The sequence below is a fragment of the Vreelandella sp. ssv genome, assembly GCF_059448525.1.
This window is the reverse complement of sequence record NZ_CM182545.1, coordinates 727,565-747,876: the sequence shown is the minus strand read 5'-3', so window position 1 is coordinate 747,876 and position 20,312 is coordinate 727,565. Positions and strand designations below refer to the sequence as shown.

Genomic DNA, 20,312 nt, shown 5'->3' with positions numbered 1-20,312 from the left:
GCCTAAATATCGCCCTCTTCTTCGTCATCGGCAATATCCCGTCCAAACGAACGCCAGCGAGCCAGGGTCATGACCTCGGTCATCTCTAGCTCGAGGTCGTGGGCGATAATCAGCTCGTTGCGCTCTAGCTGTTTTTTCAGTTCGGCTACCCAGCCGTGCATCCCTTCACCCGTGGTATCGGTCGTGTCATAACCCTGGCGGGTCACAAATGCCTCTAACAGAGCATCGAGGGTTTCCGGTGGCAGCATTCTGGCAGGTACTTCAATAAAACGGCTCATTAACTCTGCTCCCACTCTGCCAAACGTTCAATAAAGGTCGCTTCATCGATCACTTCTACACCCATCTGTTCGGCTTTGGTCAGTTTACTACCGGCGGCTTCGCCTGCGACCAGACAAGTCGTCTTTTTCGATACGCTGCCCGCTACCTTCGCCCCCAATGCCTGCAAACGCGCCTTGCCCTCATCCCGGGTCATACCCTCAAGCGAACCGGTGAGCACCCAGGTTTGTCCTTCCAACGGCGTTGGGCCTTGGGTGACTTCCGCCTCTTGCCAGGTGATGCCTGCTTCAATTAACGCGGCAATGGTTTCCTGATTATGCGGCTGACGGAAAAACGTATGCACATGGGCGGCCACAATCGGACCAACATCATTCACGGCCTCCAACGCTGCCAGCTCAGCGGTTTGAATGGCATCGAGCGTGCCAAAGTGATTGGCGAGGTTTGCCGCCGTGGCTTCACCCACTTCGCGAATACCCAGCGAATAGATAAAACGCGCCAGGGTAGTCGATTTGGCTTTTTCGAGGGAGTTGATCAGGTTCGTCGCTGACTTCTCCCCCATGCGCGGCAAGCTCTGTAACTGCTCAGCCGATAAGTGAAACAGTGCTGCGGGGGTTTCCACCCAATTCAAGTCGACCAGTTGTACGATCAGCTTTTCGCCCAGGCCATCAATATCCAGCGCTTTGCGGCTAGCAAAGTGCTTCAAGGCCTCTTTACGTTGCGCTGCGCAGTAGAGGCCGCCGGAGCAGCGCGCTACCGCTTCGCCTTCCAGGCGCTCAATCTCTGAACCGCACACTGGACAGTGTTCGGGAAAAACGATGGGCCTTGCATCAGCGGGTCGCAACTCGGCATGCACTCTTACCACTTGCGGAATAACGTCACCCGCTCGGCGAATCGACACCGTATCGCCGATCATCACATCCAAACGGGTAATCTCATCGGCATTGTGCAGCGTGGCATTGGAAACCGTTACGCCTGCCACGGTGACCGGCTCAAGGCGCGCCACGGGTGTAATGGCGCCGGTGCGCCCCACCTGGAACTCGACATCGTTCAAAGTGGTGACCTCTTCCTGAGCAGGATATTTAAACGCCACTGCCCAGCGCGGTGCACGGGCAACAAAGCCCAACTCCCGCTGGTGGCGCAGGTCGTTTACCTTGATCACCACCCCATCGATATCAAAGCCAAGGGCATCACGTTTTGCGCCCAACTGCTCACAGTAATCGGCGACCGCCTCCGGGCCTTTAACGACTTTTAGCTGTGAACTGGCTCGAAAGCCTAATGAGGATAACCGCTTCATTAATTCGCTGTGGACAGTATCGCCTAAATCAGGTTCTAAACGCGCAACCTGATAAGCGTGAAACTCTAGCGGGCGCTTGGCGGTGATGCGCGGATCTAACTGACGCAGGCTGCCTGCCGCCGCGTTGCGGGGGTTGGCAAAAACCTTGCTGCCCTCTTCCCTCGCGCGCTCGTTCAACGCCTCGAAGCCCGCATGGCGCATAATGACCTCGCCACGTACTTCCAGCAGCTCAGGCACGTTCTTGCCCATTAGTTTTAACGGCACCGAATGCAATGTGCGTAAGTTGGAAGTAATGCCTTCACCCGTGCGGCCATCGCCACGGGTCGCGCCGCTAATCAGCACACCCTGTTCGTAAACCAGCGATACCGCTGCACCATCCAGTTTCGGCTCGCAGGTAAACTCAACCTCATCTGCCGTGCACTCCAAACGTTCGGCGACCCGTTCGGCAAAGGCATGGATATCTTCACGGCTAAAGGCGTTATCCAGTGACAGCATAGGAATCGCATGGGCCACCGATGGAAACCCTTCCGCCGGTGCCGCGCCTACCCGTTGGGTAGGAGAATCACTGGTGATGAGTTCTGGATGGCGCGCTTCCAACTGCTGTAAACGCTGTAACTGACGGTCGTAGTCGGCATCGGTGAGAGTAGGTTCATCCAGCACGTAGTAGCGGTAATTTGCCTCATCCAGGGCGGCCCGCAACTGGGCAATCTCTTCCAACGGTTGAGAATCAGACTTGCTCATTAGAATGGGTTCCAGTACTCGGCAGCGACAACGCAAAACCAAAGGAATTAAAAAATTGAACGAATTAGACCATCGAGCGAACAAAAAATAGTCTGTATTGAACAAAAACACCCGCCTTCTGGCAAGAAGGCGGGTGTTGAACAGCAGATGTTACTTAGCGGACTTGCATATGCCGATGCAGGCGATGGCGGCGTTCAAATTCACGCACCCGCTGACGGGCGAACTCAATCGTTTGTGCGGTCATGACGCTGCGGTTTTCATCTTTCAACTCGCCGCCCATATGACGCACCAGTACCATTGCGGTTTCGACCATGGCTTCAAACGCTGCAGAGCTATCTACCGCACCTGGCAACGGCATTAGCAGGGTGATGCCAGGGGTCATGAACTCACCCATTTCTTCAATGGGGAAAGTACCCGGCTTGACCACGTTAACCATTGAGAACTGGAGTTCGCTGTCTTCACTCTCGGTTTCAAAACGGTGGAAAATACCCATGGCACGGCTGTAGCGCAAGCCACATACCATCATGAGTTCAAGCAGCTTGCTGCCGTCGAAGCCTTCGGGGTCACGGGAAAGAACGCTGATCACCACGACTTCTTCAGCACTGGAGAGCGTCTCCTTAGCGTGCTCGCCGCTCACATCGTGACGTAAGGCTTTTTCTAACGTCGGATGGGCGCGCACTCTCTCGTCAGCAGCCCGATCATCATAGGCTGTGTCGCTGGCATAATCGGCGCCTTCATCAAAGTTTGCATTATAGTCTTCATCATAATGGGACTCTTCACTGGCGGCATGGGCGTTAAGCTCAACATGGCGTGCTTCATCATCCGCCATGCGCTGCTGGGTAGCGAGCCTGTCTGCCGCCGCCGCGTTGGCCGCCGCTTCACGCTCCTCAGCCTTCTCTTGTGCAAGGCGAGCGCGCTCTGCATCAGCCGCTTCTTTCGCTGCACGGCGCTGCTCGGCTTCCAACGCTTTGCGTTCGGCCTTCTGCTTAGCCAACGCTTTGTCGCGTACTGCTTTTTCAGCTTTCTTACGCTGTTTCACTTTGCGCCGCTCAATCAAACGACGTTTCAGCGAACGACCCATGCCTTCGAAATCAACGAGTCGATACTCGTCCACTTCGTCATCATCCAGCTCGTCGTGTTCGCCTACGGTGTCAGAGCGTAACTGACGTCGTTTAGGCGAGTGATCACTGGACGCGTGTTTAGCAAATACGGCATCTTCAGGCTCAGCGCGCAGTACCGACTCAGCGTTATAAGACGGTTGAGCGGCAGTTTCAGTATCAGTGTCGCTTGCGCTGATTGAGAAAGAGTCGGGCGAAGTAGTCGCCTCACGGGTCACTGGCTCTTCTTTCATTGTCACTGCTGGTTCTTGTGCAGACGCGGCAGGAGCAGGTTCAGCGGCGTCAACATGAGCATTAGCCATTGTTGGGCTAAACGCTGTATTAGCATTGGTATATTGTTCTGCACCATGTTCTGCACTATCGGACTGAGCGTTTGCTGCCGGTGGCGTTCTGGTATTTCCAACGTCAGCCTGTGAAGTATTGGCCATGGTGATGCTTGGCTCACGACGCTCATGCTCAGTCGGCATGGACGGCGAAGTGGTCGCCGCCTGTGCGGTAGTAGTCACAGGCGGCGCTGATTTTTCAGCTGCCTTTAATTGCGATTTAGCAATTGACTCTGCTTTATCCGCTTTACGCTTGGCTGCTTTGGCAGACGCAGAACGCCTAAACTCAGAAAGCACCCTGGAAGGTCCAGGGTGCTCTTGACGTTCTAATTTTGGTTTACTGCCTAAGCCACTATAGTCAGCAGGCTTAACAACCCGGGCTCCCCCGTTGGGAAGTTCCCAATTGATTTCTGCTGCTTTAGCAGCCTCATCGGGATCTCCAACTGAAAGATCCTGACCCGCCTGATCCAAACGGGGTACACGACGCTGCCGTTGAAGTCTACGCACACCGTCTATAACGATGAGCGATACCAACGCCAGCCCTAAAATGATTAGCCACTCTCTTAGTTCCATGTCGAACGTTCCATGGTCATCTTGCCGGTTGCTAAGGCACCATGCCTAAATATGGGTAACTGCTATTTAATAATTACTTGCCACCAAGCATAGCGCGAATGCTATGAAAAGGGCCAATTTTTGCTGATAATTAGGTGATTTTCACGCTTTTGAACCTATTATTAAAGCCGATCAGGGCAAAAATTCGACCTTAACTCCACACAAAAGTGCCACAGCTTTTGATCTTGTCTTTTAAAGGGTTTTATAAAACAATCATGAAAGCTAGAACCCCCGCTTATACGCCTGGGATGAGAAGTAACGTTTCAACCACTTGCTAACTAAACGTGCTAATCATACCCTTCTGACAAGATCCATCTATAAGCCACATAACAACCTTATACCCAATATTAATAGGGTAATATAGTTAAGTTGAGCGCTTTAGGAAATTTTTTTACGCATTGAGCGTAATGTTTACCACTCTATGATCAATAAACTGCTGTTTAAAGTTACAGTCTCGCCCAAAATTCTTCTGCCGTCGCACTGACAGGGGCTACCGGTCGGGCAAGATGAATTTCTACCGTAATATCCCAATCTTGATCAAGTGCGCGTACTAACCGGCCATCGCTAATCTCTTGCTCCGCAAGACTCCTTGGCAACCAAGCCACGCCTTTTCCTTCTAATGCCATCGACATTAACACTGCGGCTAAGTGGCTACTAAACTGAGGCTTAGGCGCCAAAACACCTTCATTACCAAATAAACGGTGCGCCACAATACGCCCAAGCCCCGAGGCTGTTGTATAGGCCAAATAGGGCAATTGATGAGACGGGGTGGCTTGGTGTGCGGTACTGCTAATCAGTGCAATGAGGGTATCTTCACCCACTTTTTTAGTAACAAAATGCTCAGAAGTTATCAAGGAAGGAACGCCTGGATGACGATGGCAAAGCAAAAAAGGTACCTTCCCATGCATCAATAGCTGCTCGCAGCCCAGCATGCTGTCCGAGTGGAGTTGAAGAGCTTCTATTGGAGCGCCGTTTTCGACCTGGCGAATCCAACGCGGAAAAAAGGTAAAAGAGAGCGAGTGGGTGGCGGCGAACTGGAGGGTCTTCGCCGCTTTACCGGCCACCTCTTGCGCTTCCTCGCGCAGCCGGTAAAGCCGGCCAGTCGCTTCAAACGCCTTGGCTTGTATATGACGACCCGCTTCAGTCAGCGTGGTGCCATGGGGCGTGCGTATAAACAGCGTTATGCCCATCCACTGCTCTAACGAGCGAATACGGCGGCTAAACGCCGGCTGAGTGATATGACGCGCTTCTGCAGCCCGAACAAAGCTGCCGTGTTCTGCCAGGGCGATAAAGTCTTCGAGCCAAACAAGTTCCATGAGCAATGCCGTTTAAGCATGGGGTGGCGAAGTAATAGCATTGGTGACGCTGGATTACCACGCTTAATGTGGTGCTACCGACTACTAAGGACCACACCATGCGTATCGTTGAAATTCGTGAGAAAACCGTTTCAATTGCGTCCCCCATCGCCAATGCCTATATCGACTTTTCCAAGATGACTTGTTCGGTAGTCGCGGTGGTCACCGATGTCATTCGTGACGGTAAGCCTGTGATTGGTTATGGGTTTAACTCTAACGGCCGCTACGGCCAGGGCGCGCTAATGCGTGACCGTTTTCTTGACCGTATTAGCGAAGCCGACCCCGAAAGCCTTATTGATCAAGCACATAATAATCTTGATCCCTTTGCGATCTGGAAAACCTTAATGACCAACGAAAAACCCGGCGGCCATGGCGAACGCTCCGTGGCGGTAGGCACAATCGACATGGCCGTGTGGGATGCGGTGGCCAAAATCGAAGGCAAGCCACTCTACCGGCTGCTGGCCGATCGCTACCGGAACGGGCAGGCAGACGATAAAGTCTGGGTTTATGCGGCGGGGGGCTACTACTACCCCGGTAAAGACCACAGCAAGCTTCAAGATGAAATGCGTAGTTATCTGGACTGCGGTTATAACGTAGTCAAAATGAAAATCGGTGCGGCCCCGTTAGAGGAAGACCTGCGCCGGATAGAAGCTGTGATCAAAGTCGTTGGTGACGGCAGCCGCCTAGCCGTGGATGCCAATGGTCGTTTTGACCAGGAAACGGCTATCGCCTATGCCGAAGCGCTGAAGCCTTATAACTTGTTCTGGTATGAAGAGGCCGGCGACCCGCTCGACTATGCCCTACAGGCGGAGCTTGCCAACCACTACGAGCTGCCCATGGCCACTGGCGAGAACCTGTTCTCGCATCAGGATGCGAGAAACTTGCTTCGTCATGGCGGTATGCGCGCCGACCGCGACTATTTGCAGTTTGACTGCGCACTCTCCTATGGCTTGGTGGAGTATATGCGCACATTAAAAGTCATGGATGAACTTGGCTGGTCCTCGCGCCGCGTGGTTCCCCATGGCGGCCACCAGATGTCGCTGAATATTGCCGCAGGATTACAGCTAGGCGGCAACGAATCCTACCCAGACGTTTTCCAGCCCTTTGGCGGTTTTGCGGACGGCATTCAGGTGGAGAATGGCTATGTGGCGCTGCCGGACATTCCCGGCGTGGGTTTTGAAGCGAAGTCGAAGCTTTATGCCGTCATGCGCGCGCTTGGTGAAAGTTAAGGGTGAAGGCGCTTAATCGACCAGCGCTGCCGCTTCTTCAATACCCACCGAGACTAACCGCGATACGCCGGGCTCTTGCATGGTCACCCCCATCAGGCGCTCGGCGGCTTCCATGGCAATCTTATTGTGCGTGATATAGATAAACTGCACGTTTTCAGACATCTCTTTCACCAACCGGGCGTAACGGCCCACGTTGGCATCATCCAGCGGCGCATCTACTTCATCCAGCATACAGAACGGCGCAGGGTTGAGCTGAAAGATCGCGAATACCAACGACAGTGCGGTCAGTGCTTTTTCACCGCCCGATAGCAGATGAATGGTGCTGTTCTTCTTACCCGGCGGGCGCGCCATAATCGCCACGCCGGTTTCCAACAGATCATCGCCGGTTAGCGTTAACCATGCTGCACCGCCGCCGAATACACGGGGGAATAGCGCCTGCAACCCGGCATTGACCTGATCGAAGGTCTCACGGAAACGTACGCGGGTTTCCTGGTCAATCCGTTTAATCGCCCGTTCAAGGGTTTCCAGCGCCTCGGTCAGTTCGGCGTGCTGTGCCTCCAGATAATTTCGCCGCTCGGCCTGCTGGTCGTACTCCTCAATGGCGGCGAGGTTAATCGCCCCCAAGCGGCGAATTTTATCCGTGGTACTTTCCAGGCGCTCCTGCCAACGGGTTTCCGTCGCTTCATGAGGCAACTGTTCGGCAAGGATTTCGACGTTATGACCAAGCTCCGTTAGCTGCTCGTCTTGTGTAGCGGCTTTAAGCGCCAGCGCCTGCACGTCCATACGCCGCTGTTGGAGCTGCTCGCGACTCTGTTCCAGATTACGTTCATGCTGTTGGCGGGCAAGTTCGTCATTACGCAGTTGCTCTGCCAGTGCCTGGGCCTGCTGACGAGTTTCGTTTAAGCGCCCCTCCTGCTGCTCACGCTGATGAAGCAGCTCTTCAAGCTCTTCCCCCGCCAGCTCGTCGGGCTCGAGTAACATCTCCCGCGACTCTTCAAGCTCGGCAATACGCAGCGAGAGGCGCTCCTCAGAGTCGCTGGAGCGCGCCTGCTGAGAGCGCAGGCTATCGCGCTCAGCACTTAAGCGTTCACGCTCCAGTGCCAATGCCTGCTGCTGCGCTTTGAGCGGCGCATGCTGCTGGGTCAGTTGATCACGCGCCTCGCGCTGCCGGTTGCGCTGCTCGGCACTGGTTTCGCGTGCTTCGGCGGTGCTCTCCAACTGTTCCATCGCTACATGCCAGCGGGCGCGCTGCTCGTCAAGAGTAAGCGCTAACTCTGCTTCATCCTGTTGTAGCTGGGCAAGCTCTTCATCGAGTTCCGTCGCGCGACTCTCAAGGTGTTCCAAGCGCTGAGCCAAACTGCGCTCTTTCACCGCCAACTGCTGCAGGGTGGTGGCGTGGGCACGCTCTTGTTCGGCCTGCTGTTCACGAGCCTGCTCCAGCGCTTCAATCGTCTCACTGGCCGCCTCACACTGCTCTTCAGCCAGCGCCAAGGCCTCTTCTTCACTTTCACGCTGAGCAGAGAGCTCTGCATAGCGGCGGCGGGTCAACAGCAGCCCGTCGATTCCTTCACCGTTGGCCTGCTGATGCAGCCAGCCACGGCCCAGCCAAACCCCATCCTGGCTCACCACGCTTTCACCAGGCGCCAAATGCGCTACCTGCGCCTCTGCCTCTTCGGCCGTTTGCGTATAGTGAATGCTTGCTAACCACTCGCTCAGCGCGCCTGCGCCTTTGACTAAACTGTCTAATCGCTGACCCGAGGTGGACGGCGCTGGTGAGGTTTGATCAATCAAGCGCCAATCGGTGGCTAAGGCCTCGGGCAAGGCCGCCAACTGATGGCGAGTGACTAAGCGTGCATTGAGCCACGGCGCAAGCAACCAGGAAGTAAGCGCTTCCCAACCGGGTGCTACTTGAAGCATCTCACCCAGCTGGGGAGCCTCTGCCAAGCCATGTGCTTCCAGGGTCGTGCCTATCGCAGGATCGTGATCCACCAATGCAGCATCAATCAACGCTTGCAGCGAGGCCAGCTCCCCCTGACGCTGGCTCAGTTCAGCGCGTTGGTGATCCCGAGCTTGAGTCGCCTGCTGGTAGGCCGCCTTGGCATCGCCGTAGCGCTGCTGCCATTGATCGCGCTGGGCTTGAAAGCCTTCCGCCTGCTGCTGGGCATCCGCTAATTGCGCTTCGCATACGGCATGCTCTTCGCGTAGCCCTGTGAGGTCGGCAACCTCACTGCGTTGCTGACGGCGACGCTGATTTTCGGCTTGCAGCCGCTGAATGCGCTGCTCCAAGTCGCGCAATTGATCCTGGCTCCGCTCCGCGTCGCGGCTGGCATCCCGCCAGCGGGTTTCGGCATCGGCCCACTGCTGTTCAGCGGCTTCCAAGGCGGGGGACACATCGGCTAGCGACTGCTCCAGGCTTTCAAGCTGCTCCGCTAATGCTTCGTGCTCGGGAAGCAGATCGTCAAAGCGCTCATCAATCGCGGCAAGGCGCGTCTGATCGCCTTCACTCACCCGGCGCTGCTCGTCCAATTCGCGGCGAGCCGTGGCAATATCGTTAGCGAGCTGCGTTTCACGGCTACGGCGGTGGGCCTGGTCTTGTTCTAGGCGGGCAATGCGCGTGGTGGTTTCAAAGAACTGCTGTTGATGGCGGTCGAGCACTTCAGAAAGTTCGTCGTGCTGTTCGCGGGCTTGTTCCAAGCGGGTTTCGCACTGACGAACGCCGAAGACATCTTTTTCGACCGCGATTTCCAACTCGCGAACGCGGCTCTCCTGGTGGGACTGCTCCGCCCGCAGGGTGCGCCCGCGTAGTAGCGCAAGCTCACCCTTGAGCCGATACTCCAGCTCCTTGAGATCTTGATAGCGCTTGGCCGCTTCGGCCTGACGTTTGAGACGCTCTAGCTGTTTATCCAGCTCTTCGCGAATGTCGTCCAGACGCTCCAGGTTCTCCTGGGTGCGCCGCATGCGGTTTTCGGTTTCCCGGCGGCGCTCTTTGTATTTGGAAATACCCGCGGCTTCTTCCAGCGTCGAACGCAGGTCGTCAGGGCGGGCTTCGATCAACCGCGAAATCATGCCTTGACCGATAATGGCGTAGGAGCGTGGCCCCAGGCCGGTGCCCATAAACAGGTCGGCGATATCGCGCCGACGGCACTTTTGACCGTTGAAGAAGTAGTTGGATTGCCCATCCCGCGTTACCAAGCGCCTAACGACGATTTCGGCATACTGCGCATAAACGCCGCCCATACCGCCGTCGCGATTGTCGAACTTGAGCTCTATGGAGGCTTGGCTGATCGGCTTTCGGCCAGTGGAGCCGTTGAAAATGACGTCGGCCATGGACTCGCCGCGCAGGGTTTTAGCGGAGGACTCCCCCATGACCCAGCGCACGGCGTCAATAATGTTGGATTTACCGCAGCCGTTGGGGCCCACGATGGCAGTCATATTGCCATCGAAGGGGACCGTCACGGGGTCCACAAAGGACTTGAACCCGACTAAGCGAATCGACGTTAAGCGCATACTTAGGCAGCGTTCCCGTTGCGTTTATTCAAAGACACGGTTAATGACCACCTCAGCGGCTTCCTCGTCAGAAATCGGTCCCACGCTCACACCTTCAAGATCGCCAAACAGATCCCCTGGCTGGGGCATTGCCTGGCCAGAGGGAGACACCCGTACCACCAAACGCGCTTCACGCACTTGAGAGATTTGCGCTTGGGGCGACATGGCCACGCTGTTATCTAATACCACGGTCATCGGCAGTTCAGACACCTGCGCCTGCACCACGGCCAGCGGTGGTAGTTCACCTTCCACGTCGCGAGCGGTAATAAATACCGTGTCGTTGCCGTCAACTCGATCGGCGAGGTCTTCGGCCAACGAGACGCTCACACGCACACCTGAACTCTCCGCTGCTTCCACGGCAGCATCTTCCGGCGTAACGCCCATCCGCTCTTGGGCAACGCGAATGCCATCACGTAGCGAGGCGGCGGTATTAGGGTCTTCGATACTGGCGACTGCACGGCGCCAGCGATCAATGGCCTGTTCATAATCACCGTTATCAAAGGCGTGAATGCCTAACATGCCCAACACGGTAGGCTGGCGCGGATCCTGTTCCAGCGTTTCATCGACCAACGCCTGCACTTCATCGGTGAGTTCTCGCTCGGCCATGAAGAAGCGGATTTGTGCTAATTGAGCCAGCAGCGGAGGAATGCGGCCCTCAATTTCAATCAAGCGTTCAAGCGCATCGACGGCCTGGGGCATCTGTCCAGTTTCGCGATAGACCGGAAACAGCGCGCTCCACACGTTTGGGTTATCCGGCTGCCGCTCGGCCTGCTCTTCCATGCGCTCGATATACATGCTCAGCGAGCCTTCGGGGTCATTCTGCACTTCTTGCTGTACGGCGAGTAACACGAGGTCGCCCTCGGCGCCCTGTTGCTGATACCAGACCACGCTGACCACCACTACAGCCACCATAACGACAGGCACCACCAGGCGCCCCGCCCCTGCTGGTTTGAGCGGTCGGCGCTCGCGCACGGCAGTGTCTTCCAGCAGGCTGCGCTCAAGCTCCAACCGGTCCTCTTCAAAGCGCTCGGCGTCAATCTCGCCACGCTCTCGCGCCGCTTCTAATGACGTTAAACGACGCTTAAAAATCGCCACATTCTGCTCGGCAGAGGTGTCATTGGCTTCAAAAGCGTATTGTTGATCATGTAATCGACGCGCGTTTCTTAGCGGCATGACCAGCAGCCACAGCGCGGGAAGCAGTAAAACGGCAATCGCAATCCAGAGCAGCGTCATGAAGACCTCTTACGGTTAATCAGCGCATCTATACGTTGGCGCTCTTCGGCGCTCAGCGCTTTAGCAGAGGCATTCCGGCGGGCACGAATCATTAACACAACCACCAGCGCGCCTAGCAGCACCAGCGCAATAGGCAGCCCCCAAAGCAGATAGGTGCGGTTCTCCAAACGCGGGTTATAGAGAATATATTCGCCAAACCGCTGGACCATATGATTAATAATTTCGATGTCCGACTGGCCGTCTTGCAGCAGTTGGTAAACACGCTCGCGCATGTCCCCTGAGATAGGGGCATCGGAATCGCCTATGGCCTGATTTTCACACAGCGGGCAGCGCATCGAGGTGGTTAAGTCACGGTAGCGCTTCTCCATGACCGGATCGTCAAATTCGCGTAGCTCGATCCCCCCCGCCACTGCACCTGATGCCATGACCAGCAGCATTAATGCCGCAATGATACGAATTAGCGCCATTTTTCCACCTCTGGCAGGATTCGTTCGCGGATGTCTTGCGGCGATACATAGCCCTTATGGTGATAGCGAATGATGCCGTCGGCATCGACCAGAAAGGTTTCCGGCGCGCCGTAAACGCCAAGGTCAAAACCTAGCTGGCCTTCTGGATCGAAAATATTCACTTCAAACGGATCACCAAATTCGCTGAGAAACTCCATGCCTTTCTCGCGGGTATCGCGGTAGTTAACCCCGACCATCCGAATATTCTGGTCGGCCAGCTCCAGCAATTGGGGCATTTCCTGCTTGCACGAGGGGCACCACTCGCCCCATACGTTAACCAGGGTGACGTCGCCCTGCAGCAGTGATTGATCCACGCGACGATTCTCATCGCGCAGCGTGGTGGCTTCAAAGGCCGGGAACTCTCGCGCCATCAGCGCGGAATCACGCTGCGAAGGATCCAGCGATAGGCCTTGATAAAAAAACAGTGCCAAGCCTAAAAAGCCTACGGGCAGCAGTAATAGCAGTAGCCGTCGTTTCATACCACGGCCTCCTGCGATGAATCGGCTTTACTGGCAGCCTGGGGTGCTTCACGGGCGACTGAGGCCCGACGGTAGCGTTTGTCGAGCACCGCCAGTACACCGCCACATGCCATTAACAGGGCGCCCAGCCATAGCCAGCGTACAAAGGGTTTGTATTGGACACGCATCGCCCAGCTGCCGTCGCCAAGGTCTTCGCCCATGGCCACATACAGATCACGGAACAGCCCTGGACGCAGGGCCACCTGGGTCATCGGCATACCGGTCGCGAGATAAAGGCGTTTTTCCGGACTCATGGTGAAGCTACTGCCGTCCTCGCCACGCTGTACCTGAATAACCGAGGTATCCGCCAGGAAGTTAGGCCCGCGACGCTCGGTCAACTCACTCATGGTGAACTGATAGCCCGCTACTTCTACCGTGGTACCCGGCGACATGCGCACGTTGCGTTCGATGTTGTAGTTGGAAACCACCGCAACACCCACAATCGTTACCGCCACACCAATATGACCTAACACCATGCCCCAGTAGGAGAGTGAGAGTTTGCGTATCCCCGCGATGAACGAGCTGGCGTGACGGGTTTTATCAAACACATCGCGCACCATCGGTAGCACAATCCATAGCGCAGAGACGATCCCCAGGGAGACAAACAGGTTCCACTCACCGCGGTACAGCAGCGGCATCAGTATGCCCACCACCAGCGCAGCAACGCCCGCCAACCAAAGTTTACGGACCAGGTCACGCGCTGCCATCCCTTTCCAGCGCGTGACCGAGCCTAGCCCCATAAAGATACACATCATCACGGTAAGCGGTACAAACAGCGCATTAAAGTAGGGCGGGCCCACGCTGATTTTACCAAGCCCCATGGAGTCGAGAATCAGCGGATAGACGGTGCCGAGCAAAACGGTGACCGTCATGATGACCAAAAAGATATTATTGACCAACAGCAGCGCATCCCGAGAGAGCCAGTTAAAGCCCACTTTATGGCTGACCCTCGGCGCTCGCAGCGCGAACATCAGTAGCGATAGCGTCACCGTAATCGCCAGCAGCATCAGGATAAAGAAGCCACGGGCCGGATCGTTGGCAAACGCATGTACCGAGGTGAGCACGCCGGAACGTACCAGGAAGGTGCCCATCAGCGACAGCGAAAAGGTCGAGATCGCCAATAGCACGGTCCAGCTCTTAAACGAGCCGCGCTTTTCTGTCACCGCCAGCGAGTGCACCAGCGCAGTCCCCGTTAACCAGGGCAGTAGCGATGCGTTTTCGACCGGATCCCAGAACCACCATCCGCCCCAACCAAGCTCGTAATAGGCCCACCAACTACCCAGGGCAATCCCTACGGTCAAAAACGCCCAGGCCAGATTCGTCCAGGGTCGTGCCCAGCGAGTCCAGGCGGCGTCCAGGCGCCCTCCCATGAGAGCGGCAATCGCAAAGGCAAAGACCACGGAAAAACCCACATAGCCCATGTAAAGCATCGGCGGATGCACCACTAGCCCGAAGTCTTGTAGCAGCGGGTTGAGGTCAGCCCCGTCTTGGGGCATGTCGGGGAGCAAGCGCTCAAAAGGATTAGAGGTGATCAGGATGAACAGCAAGAACCCGACACACACCATGCCCATGACGCCCATCACCCGAGCGACCATATCCCGCGGCAGCGTGCCGGTGAACAGGCTGGCCGCAAACCCCCAGCCTGCCAGCATCAGGCTCCATAGCAGTACGGAGCCTTCATGGTTGCCCCATACCGCGCTGAACTTGTAGTACCACGGCAACAGTGAATTGGAGTTATTGGCTACGTTTGCCACGCTAAAGTCATCGAGCATATAACTGATGGTCAAACAGGCGTAGGCGATGGCAATAAACAGAAACTGCCCGGCCGCCATGGGCTGACCATACGCCATCCACAGGGGGCGGCGGGTCGCTACACCGGCCAGCGGCATTACTGCCTGCACCATCGCCATCAAAAGCGCGATAATGAGGGCGAAGTGGCCAATTTCAGGAATCATTTTAATCAGCATGTGCGCTCCGAATTAGCACTGGCGGTCGGGCAAGTCGGTTAAACGATGGGGTTAATACTCGCTTGCTTGGGGGACACCCTCTTCATCAAGCCGCTTACCCACTTCGGCAGCCTTGGCCTGATAGTCGGCTGGCGAATAACCCGCCTCTTCGAGTGCCTGCGCTACTTCAGGCGGCATGTAGTTCTCATCGTGACGTGCCAACACTTTATCCGCATACAAACGGCCATCGGCTTGAAGCTCCCCAACCACCACCACCCCTTGGCCTTCGCGGAACAAATCAGGAAGGATGCCGCTGTAGTAAACCTCTAGGTCATCGACGTAATCGGTCACGGTAAACGCTACGTCCAAGCTTTCCGGGTCACGGGACACGGAGCCCTCTTTCACCATACCGCCCGCACGAATCTGTCGTTCCATCGGCGCATCGCCCTGGGCGATCTGCACCGGGCTAAAAAACAGATTAATGTTGGCACGTAGCGCATACAGCGTTAGCCCGACAGCAATGGCGGTTAACGACACCAAACCCAAAATAACGAAGAGTTTCTGTTTACGTTTTGGGGTCATTGGGCGTTCCCTCTTAAGCTGTTTGCACGCCGCGCCCGACGCTTTATGCCATTCAATAACTGACGATGTTCAACGCGCGCATGCCAAACGGAGGCCACCAGCAGCAGCGCCGTCACTCCCCAGGCAGACCATACGTAAGGTGCATGGCCGCCCATGGCGAGAAATTCGGAAAATGAGGTAAATGCCATTAACGCGCCTCCTCTACCTGTGCGTTCACTATCCGGCCATTAACGAGATCCTGTACCCAGCGTTTGTTCGACTCTCGGCGTAGGATCTCGCTGCGCGTGCGCATCAGCGTCAAGGCTATAAAAAAGCTGTAAAAACCCAGCACCATAATGACCAGCGGCAGCCACATCTCGGTGGGCATCGTCGGGCGCGAGGTTAACGTAAACGAGGCTGGCTGGTGCAGCGTGTACCACCAATCCACCGAGTATTTGATGATGGGAATATTGATGACGCCCACCATGGCCAGCACCGAGGCTGCCCGTGAGGCACTATCGCGGCTGGTAAACGCACCGCGCAGAGCGATCACGCCTAAATAGAGAAATAGTAGAATCAACATGGAGGTAAGCCGGGCATCCCACATCCACCAGGTACCCCAGGTCGGCATACCCCATACAGCACCAGAAAATAGTGCGACAAAGGTCATCGCAGCGCCCAGCGGTGCCATCACTGCTGCCGCCATATCGGCGACTTTAATTTTCCAGACCATGAACACCAGCCCAGACACGGCCATGGAGATAAAAATCGATTGTGCTAAAAATGCCGCTGGCACGTGAACATAAATGATTCGGAAACTGTTGCCCTGCTGATAATCCGCCGGGGCAAACGCCAGCCCCCACAGCGAGCCAGTGACCAATAACAGCACCGCTGCGGCCCAAAACCAGGGCTGTAACTTGGCACTAATGCCATAGAACCACTTGGGTGATCCCAGTTTATGTATAAAGGCCCACATAGTGTGTCCTGTCCTTAACCGTTAATACTGATACGCAGCGATGCGGCAATCGCCCACGGCGCTAACATAAGTGAGACGGCCAACAGCGCGCCTAAAATAGCCAAGTGCGCAGAGACACCATCGCCCAAAATAGCCGCCTGAACCGCACCTGCGCCAAAAATGAGCACCGGAATATACAGCGGTAGCACTAGCAGCGAGAGCAGTACGCCGCCCCGCGCCAGGCCAACGGTTAACGCCGCACCAATGGCACCAATCAGGCTTAAGCTCGCCGTGCCCAGCGCCAGCGACAACGCCAACACCGCGTAACTACCCGGAGGCAGTGCGAGCATAATACCTAGCAGTGGCGCCATTAGTGCCAAAGGCAGCCCGGTCAGCAGCCAATGCACGGCCACTTTCGCCACGCTTAATGCAGCCAGCGGCTGCGGAGCGAGTAGCAGCTGTTCAAGGCTGCCGTCGTCGTAGTCGCTGCGAAACAGGCTATCTAGTGACAACAACGCGGCTAACAGCGCCGCCACCCATAACAACCCCGGCGCAATCGTCGCCAACAGCTCCGGGTCGGGTGAAATAGCGATCGGAAACAGGGTGATCACCAGGGCAAAAAATACCAGCGGATTGAGCACTTCACCGCGACGTCTCAGCAGCAGCGTCAAATCACGCACTAACGTGGCCTTCACTGCGATCATGAGCCCTCCCTTGTGCTCAAGCAGTGGCACTGAAGAGGCATCCATGGCGGTGTCTGATCCGTGTAGAGAGCTATCTGAAGAGCTGTGCAACCCTGTTTCCTGCAATCCGGTCTCCTTCTACCCCAGCGCTACGCGTCTTAGCAGCGGTGACGCGGCTAACTCGTGGTGTGTCGTTACTAGCACGCAGCCCCCCGCCTGAGCATGACTAATAAGCTGCCTTTCAAGGGCGGCGACACCGTGGCGATCAATGGCGGTGAAGGGCTCGTCTAGCACCCATAGCGCGCGGGGTGTCAGCGTCAATCGCGCCAGCGCCACACGTCGCTGTTGGCCTGCCGAGAGCTGACCAGCGGGCACATCTTCAAAGCCTGCCAAGCCAACCTGTTCAAGGGCATCCAGGCGCTGTTCCTCGCCCGCCCCGCTGCCCTGTCCTCCACTGCTCTCGCCACTCAGCGCCTGGTACCACGCTAAATTTTCTAACGGCGAGAGCCCCGACTTAATGCCTGGGGCATGTCCTAAATAGAGCAAATTAGCGAGAAAATGTTCACGGACACTCTGCATCGCAGCGCCATTCCAGAAGAGCTCGCCTTCATAGTCGCTTAGTTGCCCGGAGAGAATTTTAAGCAGGCTTGTTTTACCACTGCCATTAGGCCCTTCAATTCGCACGATTTCACCGCTGCGAATGTCGAGATCCAGCCCTTTAAACAGTGAGCGATCATCACGTTCGCAGGACAGCTGTCGGGCTTGTAAACACAGGCTCAAGAGTCTCTCCAGGCACATTGATTTCGGGTCGAACTCTACACGGAAAGCCCGTTTCTCGCCACTCACTCTATGCGGCGCTGGGTCGCAGCATGAACTCACTCCATATGGCGTAAGACCAATTACTGCTAGCACTGTATGCAAAAACAGGTCTATACTGAAAACCACTGTATGAAAGAACATGCAATGGAGATTTCTCAATGACGTTATTAATGGCAGCACCTACGGTTAAGCCTAACCACTTACACTCGGTCCCGCGTACCTATGCGCCGACGCCCAGCATTACTCGTCGCAATACCTATGCGCTTAAAGTGCGCGGTAACGCAATGCATGATTGCAACTTGTTCGATGGCGATGTCATTATTATTCGGCGTTATCAGCATGATGCCCAAACAGAAACCGCCGTTGCCGAAATCAACCAGCAAAAAATCGCCTTGAAGCAGCTCTCCATCAGCCGCTTTGGCGTAGAGCTATGGCCTGAGGATACGTTGCAGCCAGCGCTATTTTTGCATAACCGTGATATTCAGGTACTCGGCATGGTAATGGGTGTTGAATCTCATCCAAGGACTGGCCTGCAAAACAAGCCTACTATCACGGAGCATTAATGCGCTACCGGGTGCCGGAACTCCCCCTTTCGTCTTGGCAGACAACAGACATCGAAGTCGAAAAAAGTCACTTTATCACCTGGACCTGCCACGCCTCAGATATCGATGCGTTCACCCGGCTGCTGGCTGCGGCTAAAGCCGAGCATCCTAATGCGAGCCATCACTGCACGGCCTATATTGCTGGCCCAACCGGCGAGCAAAACTTGATCGGCTTCTCTGATGATGGCGAACCTGGCGGCACCGCCGGACGCCCAATGTATCAAGTCCTCCAGGGCAGCCAATTAGGTCATGTCGGTTGCGTGGTGATTCGCTATTTTGGCGGCACGAAGCTAGGCACCGGCGGTTTGGCCCGCGCTTACGCCCAGGCGGTTAGCCATGCTTTAGAGACACTTCCTACCCGGGAAGTGGTCGAGCGCGACCTTTATACCCTGCGGCTAGGTTTTGCCAATGAAGCAATTGCCCGCGCCTGGTGTGAAGAGCAGGATATCCCCATTGAGCAAGCGGATTACGATGGCGACGGTGTCCGCCTAACCATTGGTTGGCCACGGGACACCCCACTTGACCTTTCCCCGCTAGAAAACCGCTTGAAGAGCGCTATTGATATTCTCACTCGCTAGATAGCCCTTCGAAACAGCCCATCAAAAAAAACGCGACATACTGAACGTGTCAGTACGCCGCGCTCATATTCTCACTCTTTAAGCATTAGCCCAGATACTTGATCATTACCCCGGCAGCGACCGCCGACCCAATAACCCCAGCGACGTTGGGGCCCATGGCATGCATTAACAGAAAGTTATGCGGGTTTGCTTCCAGGCCCACTTTGTTAGCTACCCGTGCCGCCATCGGCACCGCAGAAACACCCGCGGCACCAATCAAGGGATTAATGGGCATTTTGCTGACTAAATTCATTAGTTTTGCCATCAACACCCCCGCGGCGGTACCTATGCCGAAGGCCACAATACCCAACCCTAATATCCCCAGCGTCTCAAACGCGAGGAAACTCTCGGCCATTAGCTTAGAGCCCACCGACAAGCCGAGAATGATCGTAACGATATTGATCAGGGCATTTTGCGAGGTATCCGATAAGCGCTCTACCACGCCACACTCGCGCATCAGGTTACCGAAACAGAACATCCCCAGCAGCGGCGCGGCATCAGGAAGAAACAGTGCAACCAGAATCAGCAGCATTAACGGAAAGACCACTTTTTCCAGCTTGGAGACCGGCCGCAACTGCGTCATTTTAATTTCCCGCTCTTTCTGGGACGTTAAAAGACGCATAATCGGCGGCTGAATCAGCGGCACCAACGCCATATAAGCGTAGGCGGCCACAGCAATCGCCCCTAGCAACTCAGGTGCCAGCACGCTAGAAACGTAAATAGACGTTGGGCCGTCAGCGCCACCAATAATACCAATGGCGGCAGCCTGATTCAGCGAGAAGTCCATCACGCCCATCGAGGTAAGCACCACGGCGCCAAACAGTGTGGCAAAGATCCCAAACTGGGCAGCGGCACCTAAAAATAGCGTGCGCGGATTGGCTAACAGTGGGCCAAAGTCGGTCATTGCCCCGACGCCCATAAAGATAATCAACGGCGCGACACCAGAGGCAATGGCAACTTTGTAGAAGTTGTAGAGCATGCCATCACTATAGCCAACGCCGATGGCGATATCTCGCGCGGCACGCACCTGATCTGGCGCTGCAGCATCATGGGCGATGATCTTCAGTGCCTCACGCCATGCTTCAGCGTTCGCCAGTGGATCAAGGCTCACGCCCAGGGCAGCCGCCATTTGCTGTAGCACCACAGGTTTAGCTACTTCAATCGCTTGATCGAGCGCTGAAATCGCCAGCCCGGCTTCGGGTATGTTAGCCAGAATGCCGCCAAAGCCAATCGGCACCAGCAGTAGCGGCTCAAACTTCTTATAAATGGCCAGGTAAAGCAGCAGTAGCCCCACCATGATCATCGCCGCTTGACCGAGCTCAAGGTTATATAGCCCCGAGCCTTCCCATAACGTCACTAATTTATCCATTACTGTGCC

At 55.8% G+C, this 20,312-nt stretch carries 18 protein-coding genes; 3 read left to right on the top strand and 15 right to left on the bottom strand.

Annotation, left to right across the window (positions count from 1 at the left end; translation table 11 throughout):
• Positions 1–2: 2 nt before the first annotated feature.
• From AC5TBW_RS03515 to AC5TBW_RS03500, 4 genes are all read right to left on the bottom strand, one after another.
• The gene (locus AC5TBW_RS03515) at positions 3–278 is read right to left on the bottom strand and encodes a YheU family protein (protein ID WP_308320442.1); all 276 of its coding nucleotides are present in this window, start codon (positions 276–278) and stop codon (positions 3–5) included.
• Complete coding sequence (ligA, locus tag AC5TBW_RS03510; protein WP_495510740.1) at positions 278–2,311, bottom strand: NAD-dependent DNA ligase LigA; 2,034 nt, start codon at positions 2,309–2,311, stop codon at positions 278–280. The genes AC5TBW_RS03515 and ligA overlap by 1 nt, the downstream gene beginning before the upstream one ends.
• Positions 2,312–2,465: 154 nt before the next feature.
• Positions 2,466–4,325: a cell division protein ZipA gene (zipA, locus tag AC5TBW_RS03505; protein ID WP_495510739.1), complete on the bottom strand. Its 1,860-nt coding sequence runs from the start codon at positions 4,323–4,325 to the stop codon at positions 2,466–2,468.
• 485 nt (positions 4,326–4,810) lie between these two features.
• On the bottom strand, positions 4,811–5,680 hold the full coding sequence (locus AC5TBW_RS03500) for a LysR family transcriptional regulator (protein WP_495510738.1): 870 nt from the start codon (positions 5,678–5,680) through the stop codon (positions 4,811–4,813).
• A gap of 98 nt (positions 5,681–5,778) precedes the next feature.
• Here AC5TBW_RS03500 and AC5TBW_RS03495 point away from each other — a divergent pair, with 98 nt between their 5' ends.
• The gene (locus AC5TBW_RS03495; RefSeq protein ID WP_495510737.1) at positions 5,779–6,948 is read left to right on the top strand and encodes a mandelate racemase/muconate lactonizing enzyme family protein; all 1,170 of its coding nucleotides are present in this window, start codon (positions 5,779–5,781) and stop codon (positions 6,946–6,948) included.
• Positions 6,949–6,960: 12 nt separating this feature from the next.
• Here AC5TBW_RS03495 and smc read toward each other — a convergent pair whose 3' ends face one another.
• The 10 genes from smc to ccmA all read right to left on the bottom strand — a co-directional run bounded on the left by smc (position 6,961) and on the right by ccmA (position 17,676).
• Positions 6,961–10,455: a chromosome segregation protein SMC gene (smc, locus tag AC5TBW_RS03490; RefSeq protein WP_495510736.1), complete on the bottom strand. Its 3,495-nt coding sequence runs from the start codon at positions 10,453–10,455 to the stop codon at positions 6,961–6,963.
• A 24-nt stretch (positions 10,456–10,479) separates the two neighbouring features.
• A complete protein-coding gene (ccmI, locus tag AC5TBW_RS03485) occupies positions 10,480–11,727 on the bottom strand; it encodes a c-type cytochrome biogenesis protein CcmI (protein ID WP_495510735.1) in 1,248 nt (415 codons plus the stop codon).
• Entirely contained in the window at positions 11,724–12,194 is a 471-nt protein-coding gene (locus tag AC5TBW_RS03480; RefSeq protein WP_495510734.1) for a cytochrome c-type biogenesis protein, read from the bottom strand. The genes ccmI and AC5TBW_RS03480 overlap by 4 nt, the downstream gene beginning before the upstream one ends.
• The gene (locus tag AC5TBW_RS03475) at positions 12,185–12,712 is read right to left on the bottom strand and encodes a DsbE family thiol:disulfide interchange protein (protein WP_495510733.1); all 528 of its coding nucleotides are present in this window, start codon (positions 12,710–12,712) and stop codon (positions 12,185–12,187) included. The genes AC5TBW_RS03480 and AC5TBW_RS03475 overlap by 10 nt, the downstream gene beginning before the upstream one ends.
• Complete coding sequence (locus AC5TBW_RS03470) at positions 12,709–14,718, bottom strand: heme lyase CcmF/NrfE family subunit (protein WP_495510732.1); 2,010 nt, start codon at positions 14,716–14,718, stop codon at positions 12,709–12,711. Before AC5TBW_RS03470 ends, AC5TBW_RS03475 begins: the two co-directional genes overlap by 4 nt.
• A 51-nt stretch (positions 14,719–14,769) precedes the next feature.
• The gene (gene ccmE, locus AC5TBW_RS03465; protein WP_485874924.1) at positions 14,770–15,279 is read right to left on the bottom strand and encodes a cytochrome c maturation protein CcmE; all 510 of its coding nucleotides are present in this window, start codon (positions 15,277–15,279) and stop codon (positions 14,770–14,772) included.
• Positions 15,276–15,467 carry a heme exporter protein CcmD gene (ccmD, locus tag AC5TBW_RS03460; RefSeq protein ID WP_495510731.1) on the bottom strand — a complete coding sequence of 64 codons (192 nt, stop codon included), beginning with the start codon at positions 15,465–15,467 and terminating at the stop codon, positions 15,276–15,278. Before ccmD ends, ccmE begins: the two co-directional genes overlap by 4 nt.
• The gene (locus AC5TBW_RS03455; RefSeq protein WP_495510730.1) at positions 15,467–16,234 is read right to left on the bottom strand and encodes a heme ABC transporter permease; all 768 of its coding nucleotides are present in this window, start codon (positions 16,232–16,234) and stop codon (positions 15,467–15,469) included. Before AC5TBW_RS03455 ends, ccmD begins: the two co-directional genes overlap by 1 nt.
• Positions 16,235–16,248: 14 nt before the next feature.
• Entirely contained in the window at positions 16,249–16,962 is a 714-nt protein-coding gene (gene ccmB / locus AC5TBW_RS03450) for a heme exporter protein CcmB (protein ID WP_495511906.1), read from the bottom strand.
• A gap of 72 nt (positions 16,963–17,034) precedes the next feature.
• A complete protein-coding gene (gene ccmA / locus AC5TBW_RS03445; RefSeq protein ID WP_495510729.1) occupies positions 17,035–17,676 on the bottom strand; it encodes a cytochrome c biogenesis heme-transporting ATPase CcmA in 642 nt (213 codons plus the stop codon).
• A gap of 197 nt (positions 17,677–17,873) precedes the next feature.
• Here ccmA and AC5TBW_RS03440 point away from each other — a divergent pair, with 197 nt between their 5' ends.
• Entirely contained in the window at positions 17,874–18,278 is a 405-nt protein-coding gene (locus tag AC5TBW_RS03440; protein WP_495510728.1) for a LexA family protein, read from the top strand.
• Positions 18,278–18,895: an IMPACT family protein gene (locus AC5TBW_RS03435; protein ID WP_495510727.1), complete on the top strand. Its 618-nt coding sequence runs from the start codon at positions 18,278–18,280 to the stop codon at positions 18,893–18,895. The genes AC5TBW_RS03440 and AC5TBW_RS03435 overlap by 1 nt, the downstream gene beginning before the upstream one ends.
• An 85-nt stretch (positions 18,896–18,980) precedes the next feature.
• Here AC5TBW_RS03435 and AC5TBW_RS03430 read toward each other — a convergent pair whose 3' ends face one another.
• The gene (locus tag AC5TBW_RS03430) at positions 18,981–20,303 is read right to left on the bottom strand and encodes a sodium ion-translocating decarboxylase subunit beta (protein WP_495510726.1); all 1,323 of its coding nucleotides are present in this window, start codon (positions 20,301–20,303) and stop codon (positions 18,981–18,983) included.
• Between the last annotated feature and the right edge of the window lie 9 nt (positions 20,304–20,312).